This is a genomic window from Microcystis sp. M53598_WE2, from assembly GCF_030067735.1.
In the GTDB taxonomy this organism is placed as follows: Bacteria; Cyanobacteriota; Cyanobacteriia; order Cyanobacteriales; family Microcystaceae; genus Microcystis; species Microcystis aeruginosa.
Map to the genome: position 1 here is coordinate 1 of NZ_JASJFE010000334.1, position 5,732 is coordinate 5,732.

Annotated in this window: 4 protein-coding genes; 1 reads left to right on the forward strand and 3 read right to left on the reverse strand. The window is 44.5% G+C overall.

Going from position 1 to position 5,732, the window contains the following annotated elements:
- Positions 1-115: 115 nt before the first annotated feature.
- The gene (locus tag PX636_RS07270) at positions 116-1,225 is read right to left on the reverse strand and encodes an S-(hydroxymethyl)glutathione dehydrogenase/class III alcohol dehydrogenase (RefSeq protein ID WP_104398183.1); all 1,110 of its coding nucleotides are present in this window, start codon (positions 1,223-1,225) and stop codon (positions 116-118) included.
- 83 nt (positions 1,226-1,308) lie between these two features.
- Between PX636_RS07270 and PX636_RS07275 the strand changes: the two genes are divergently transcribed.
- Positions 1,309-4,824, forward strand: coding sequence for a tetratricopeptide repeat protein (locus PX636_RS07275; protein ID WP_288116613.1), 3,516 nt, complete (start codon positions 1,309-1,311; stop codon positions 4,822-4,824).
- 229 nt (positions 4,825-5,053) lie between these two features.
- Here PX636_RS07275 and PX636_RS07280 read toward each other — a convergent pair whose 3' ends face one another.
- Complete coding sequence (locus PX636_RS07280) at positions 5,054-5,404, reverse strand: hypothetical protein (RefSeq protein ID WP_002775598.1); 351 nt, start codon at positions 5,402-5,404, stop codon at positions 5,054-5,056.
- Positions 5,405-5,713 carry a hypothetical protein gene (locus tag PX636_RS07285; RefSeq protein ID WP_353853461.1) on the reverse strand — a complete coding sequence of 103 codons (309 nt, stop codon included), beginning with the start codon at positions 5,711-5,713 and terminating at the stop codon, positions 5,405-5,407.
- Positions 5,714-5,732: the final 19 nt, after the last annotated feature.

Below are 5,732 nucleotides of genomic sequence, written 5' to 3' on the forward strand. Positions count from 1 at the left end.
AGGACACAAAGATTGAGCGCTTCTATAGTAAGTTAAAGAGGGCCTGGAAACTGGCGCATACATATAGTTAAAAGTTTGTCAAGTATTTCTTAACCCAATTTAACATTATCCCTGTTCAAAATGTAATCACACTGCGGATAGAATCCCCTTGGCGCATCAGGTCAAAGGCCTCGTTAATCCTTGCCAGAGGTAGAACGTGGGTGATTAAATCATCAATGTTAATCTTGCCGTCCATGTACCAATCGACTATTTTTGGTACATCTGTACGGCCTCTCGCCCCACCAAAAGCCGTACCTTTCCAGACCCGTCCGGTGACTAATTGAAAAGGACGGGTACTAATTTCTTGGCCGGCCCCGGCTACACCGATAATAGTGGCAACACCCCAACCTTTATGGCAACATTCCAAAGCTTGACGCATAATCTGGACATTGCCGATACACTCAAAACTATAATCGGCCCCACCCTTAGTTAAATCCACCAGATAGGCCACTAAATCCCCCTCGATTTCTTGGGGATTAACAAAATGAGTCATCCCGAATTTGGTGGCTAAAGCTTGTTTCTGGGGATTGATATCGACCCCGACAATCATATCGGCTCCCACCAAACGGGCCCCTTGAATAACGTTTAAACCGATACCTCCCAGACCAAAAACCACCACTTTTGCCCCCGGTTCCACTTTAGCGGTATTAATCACCGCACCGATACCTGTAGTGACTCCGCAGCCGATATAACAGACTTTTTCAAAGGGAGCATCCGGGCGAATCTTGGCTAGGGAAATCTCCGGCAGTACGGTATAGTTAGCAAAAGTCGAGGTTCCCATGTAGTGATAAAGAGGCTGACCATCGAGGGAAAAACGACTGGTTCCATCCGGCATTACTCCCCGACCTTGGGTAAGACGAATCGCTTGACAGAGATTGGTTTTAAAGCTGAGACAGTATTCGCACTGACGACATTCGGGAATGTATAGGGGAATAACATGATCCCCCACTTTTAGGCTAGTGACACCTTTTCCCACTTCTACCACGATTCCGGCCCCTTCATGGCCTAAAATTGAGGGAAATAAGCCTTCAGGATCGGCCCCAGAGAGAGTATAGGCATCGGTGTGACAAACTCCCGTGGCTTTGATTTCTACTAACACTTCCCCCGCTTGCGGTGCGGCTAATTTTACCGTTTCAATAGTTAGGGGTTTTCCTGCTTCTAGGGCAACTGCCGCTCGAACATCCATAGGCTCAAAGCAATAGGTTTTTTCCAGTATAATACCGTTAAACTGCTGAAGAGTTGTAATAGAACAATTCTAAACTTATCTCTATGTTAGTCCTCACCATCCGCGAAGAAGGAATTAACGATGGTGGCTTTACTGCTAGTCTCAATTTTGATAGCGGTAACAGCTACCCAATTACGGTTACTGACCCCTTTACTAACCAAGAAGAAAAAGACCTAGAATGGTACTTTGAGGAATGGTTAGTATTTCCCACCCTAGACACGGATAAGGCGCAAAAAGCCGCCAACAGTGTCCAAAACTATGGCGAAAACCTATTTAAACAGGTTTTCCAGAGTAATTTAAATGCTTATGGGGAATATCGAGACTTGCGAAAGCAGTTAAGTCAACTGCAAATTATCATCGAAAGTCAGTCGCCAGAATTTCAAGCTTTACATTGGGAAGCGCTGAAAGATCCTGATTTACCGCGTCCTTTTTCTATAGATTGTATCATCTCCCGCCAGCGTCGAGGGGCTACAGTTGTCCCGGTGCAAATGGCCACTTATCCTACTATCAATCTTCTGGTGGTGATTGCGCGTCCTAATGAGGAATCTGATGTTAACTATCGCACGATTTCCCGTCCTTTAGTAGAACTGGTAAATAGTAGTGAAATACCGGTAAAAATTGATATTTTGCGTCCCGGAACTTATGAATCACTAACCAGACATCTGGATGAGAAGGGAGAAGGATACTATCATGTTATTCATTTCGATGTTCATGGCGGATTGATGGAATATGAACAGTACCAAAGACAGGTTCACGGGGATTCTTGGCGCTATCAAAGGGGATGGGGACTGGAGGATTTAGCAGAATATGAGGGAGTAAAAGCTTTTCTGTTTCTGGAAGGAGAAGAAAAAGGTCAAGCGACTCCGGTAGAAGCGACGGAATTAGCGAATTTACTCACTGGGAAAAATATCCCTATTTGTATTCTCAATGCTTGTCAGTCAGCAAAGCAAATTTCCCAGGAATCAGAAGACTATCGGGAAACCAGTTTAGGGAGTCGTTTGATGACTGCGGGAATGCAAGCAGTGGTGGCGATGGGATATTCGGTGACGGTTTCTGCAGCTAAGTTGATGATGAAACCAATTTATCAGCAATTATTGAACGGAAAAGACCTAACGGAAGCGATGCGAAAGGGACGGTTAGAGTTATTCAATAATAAGCAACGCCGCGCCTATTATAATACGATAATAGATTTAGAAGATTGGTTATTACCGGTGATTTATTGTCGCGGTAAAATTAATCTCAATTTGCGTCCATTTACTCCAGAAGAGGAGGAAAAATACTGGGAACATATCGGCAATCAATATGTCTTTCCTTTACCAGAATACGGCTTTGTCGGCAGGGATTTAGAAATTCTCAAGATGGAAAAGGCGCTGCTGAAACATAATATCCTTTTACTCAAAGGAATGGGAGGGACAGGAAAAACTACCTTACTCAATTATCTACGAGAATGGTGGCAGAAAACCAACTGGGCGACCCATATTTTCTATTTTGGTTATGATAGAAAAGCTTGGACGTTAGAACAGATTGTCCATGAAATCGGTCAGGGAATTTATAATCGTTTTGAACAGGCGAGTTTCCAAGCGATGAACCTGAAAGCGCGAGTAAGGAAACTAGAGCAAAAACTCCGCAGTGAGGCGTATATTCTCATTTTAGATAATCTGGAGTCGGTGACGGGACAACCGTTAGCAATTCAGAATACTTTACCGGAGAATGAGAGGGAAGCAATCGCCGATTTTCTCAAGAATTTGGTCGGGGGAAAGACGAAGGTGATTTTGGGTTCTCGCAGTGAGGAAACTTGGCTGCAACGCAGGACTTTTAAGGAGAATATCTATCAGTTACAAGGATTAGACCAAGAGTCGAGAACTGAATTAGCGGAGAGAATTTTAGAACGTCAGGCGAAGAGTCGGAAAAATGCGATTAAAAAGGATGATTATTTTAAGCGCTTGATGAAGTTGTTGGCGGGATATCCGTTGGCGATGGAAGTGGTATTAGCGAATCTGAAGCGACAGTCACCGGAGGAGATTTGGCAAGGGTTACAGTTGGCGGAGTTAGTTAATGTGGGGGATGAGGATAAGACTAATAATATCATCAAATGTGTGGAATATTCCCACAGTAATTTGTCGGAGGAGGCGCAGAAGTTGTTACTCTGTTTAGCGCCTTTTAGTGGGTTTATTTTCAGGGGTGTTATTCGTCAATATAGCCAACAACTACAGCAATTAGAACCTTTACAAGGCTATCAGTTTGACCAATTTGATGCAGCGATAGAAGAAGCGATTCATTGGGGTTTGCTTTCGCCGATGAGTGAAGAATTGCCGTATTTATTGACTATTCAACCCATTTTTCCCTACTTCCTGAAGACGAAGTTAAAGGAATTAGCACCAGAGACACAAGCAGCAATTTGGGAGGGTTTTAAGAATCATTACCGAGACTTGGCAGGTTATTATGATACCTTACTAGATTCCAAAAATCCGCAGGAGAAGCAGTTAGGGATATTGTTCTGTCGCTGGGAGTATGAAAATCTGTTCAATGCGTTGCAGATTTGTTTGGAGAAGCAGGAAAGTTTTGGATTTTTTACTTGCTTAGATAATTACTATGAAGTCACTTCTGATTCAGTAACTAGAGCAAAATTTATGGAGAGTTTGTGCCAATCGATAGAAAAATATCCTCCTGAATTTTCGCAAACTGAGTTTGGTTATGAAATGGGATTTGCATTTCATAGGTATGGAAGTGGACTGCTAGACATAAAACAATATAACTTAGCCAAGAATTACTATGAAAAAGCTTTGCAAGCATATCAATCACTAAGTCAAATAGAAGAAAGGACAAAACAATCTTACCTATCTACAACCCTGCACCAGTTGGGAAGGGTAGCGCAAGAATTGAGGGAATGGGAGCAAGCCCGAAGCTACTACCAGCAAGCTATTGAAATCTTCATTGAATATGGAGATCGCTTTTCTCAAGCCAGCACCCTGCACAATTTGGGATCAGTAGCGCAAGAATTGAGGGAATGGGAGCAAGCCCGAAGCTACTACCAGCAAGCTATTGAGATCTACATTGAATATGGGGATCGCTATGAGCAAGCCGGAACCCTGCACTGTTTGGGAATCGTAGCGGGAGAATTGAGGGAATGGGAGCAAGCCCGAAGCTACTACCAGCAAGCTATTGAAATCAAGATTGAATATGGGGATCGCTATGAGCAAGCCGGAACCCTGCACCAGTTGGGAAGGGTAGCGGAAGAATTGAGGGAATGGGAGCAAGCCCGAAGCTACTACCAGCAAGCTATTGAGATCTTCATTGAATATGGCGATCGCTACGGGCAAGCCAACCCCCTGCACGAGTTGGGAATGGTAGCGGAAGGAGTTGGGGAATTGAGCCAAGCCAAAAGTTATTACCTGCAAGCCTTACAAATTTGGGCAGAATTTAACGATAATTACAGCGTACAAACCTTTTCTTTGCCTCGTCTTGTTGCTCTTTATCAGCAAACGCAAGATGAGGGGATTCTTGTCGGTATTGCTTCTGTTTTCGGGGTTGGGGTTGAGGAGGTGCGGGGTTTGGTCTAACTCCCCCCTAATACTAAATCTGGCTTTAAAAAGAGAGGGTGATGGGGTGATGGGGGGGTGATGGGGTGATGATCCTCCCTCACTCCCTCACGAACCTGGCTTGTTGTTGCGCTTCAGCGCTAACTATTTCGGGCTTGCTGAAAAAGTAAGGGCGAAGCATTCGGATAGGAAATCTACGGTTTCAGCGATAGGTTATCGCCCGAATGCTTCGCCCCTACAATGTTGTGATCTACGGATGAGGTGTAATAGCGAGAATGGTGATTTCCCCCGAATGAGGTCCATAGCACCAGAAAATTCGATAGGCTCCCGGTGTATTCTGTTGGGCGTAGGCTTCAAAAACCTTCTGTGTTGAATCATAAGGGTTGTCGAGGGAATTAAATTCGTGGGTTTTTAGTCCTGGATGTCTTGGGTTTGTACTGAGGAGCTTGAGGGCTTTTGTTACCTGTTTGTAGAGACCCTCTTGTTTCGATGCTTTTGTCCTACCTTGAGCCAGGCGAGTCTTTTGAGCCTGTTCCGCTTCTGCTCGCAATTCAGATAGAGTATTTCGAGCTTCCTGTGTCTGTCGTAAAGAGAAATTCAATTACTCCTCGACTTCTTCAGGAATAGATTCAGCAAACTCAAGCATAGCGTCTAAATCGACGGGTTCTTCAGCTAAATTTCCCGTGCTGGCTTCCGCGAGCCCCCGTTTGAGCGACTCGCGGACACTAGGATTCTGAAAAGCCCATAGTTCTCCCTCTGGAATCGCCACCATGGGAACCAAAAGAAGTTCCCCGCTTGCATTCATCAGTATTCGATAGTGACGGTTGCTACATTCAGTCCCAAGGCTAATCCGTCCCCAAGCATCAGCCTGAATATCTTCTTTAATGAGCGAAAAATTCTGATACTCCATCACGTCTCCTCCTCTCTTC

Bases quoted from the DNA above. Each gene is read 5' to 3' on its own strand.
- PX636_RS07270 (WP_104398183.1), bottom strand. From the start codon at position 1,225: ATGGATGTTCGAGCGGCAGTTGCCCTAGAAGCAGGAAAACCCCTAACT.
- PX636_RS07275 (WP_288116613.1), top strand. From the start codon at position 1,309: ATGTTAGTCCTCACCATCCGCGAAGAAGGAATTAACGATGGTGGCTTT.
- PX636_RS07285 (WP_353853461.1), bottom strand. From the start codon at position 5,713: ATGGAGTATCAGAATTTTTCGCTCATTAAAGAAGATATTCAGGCTGAT.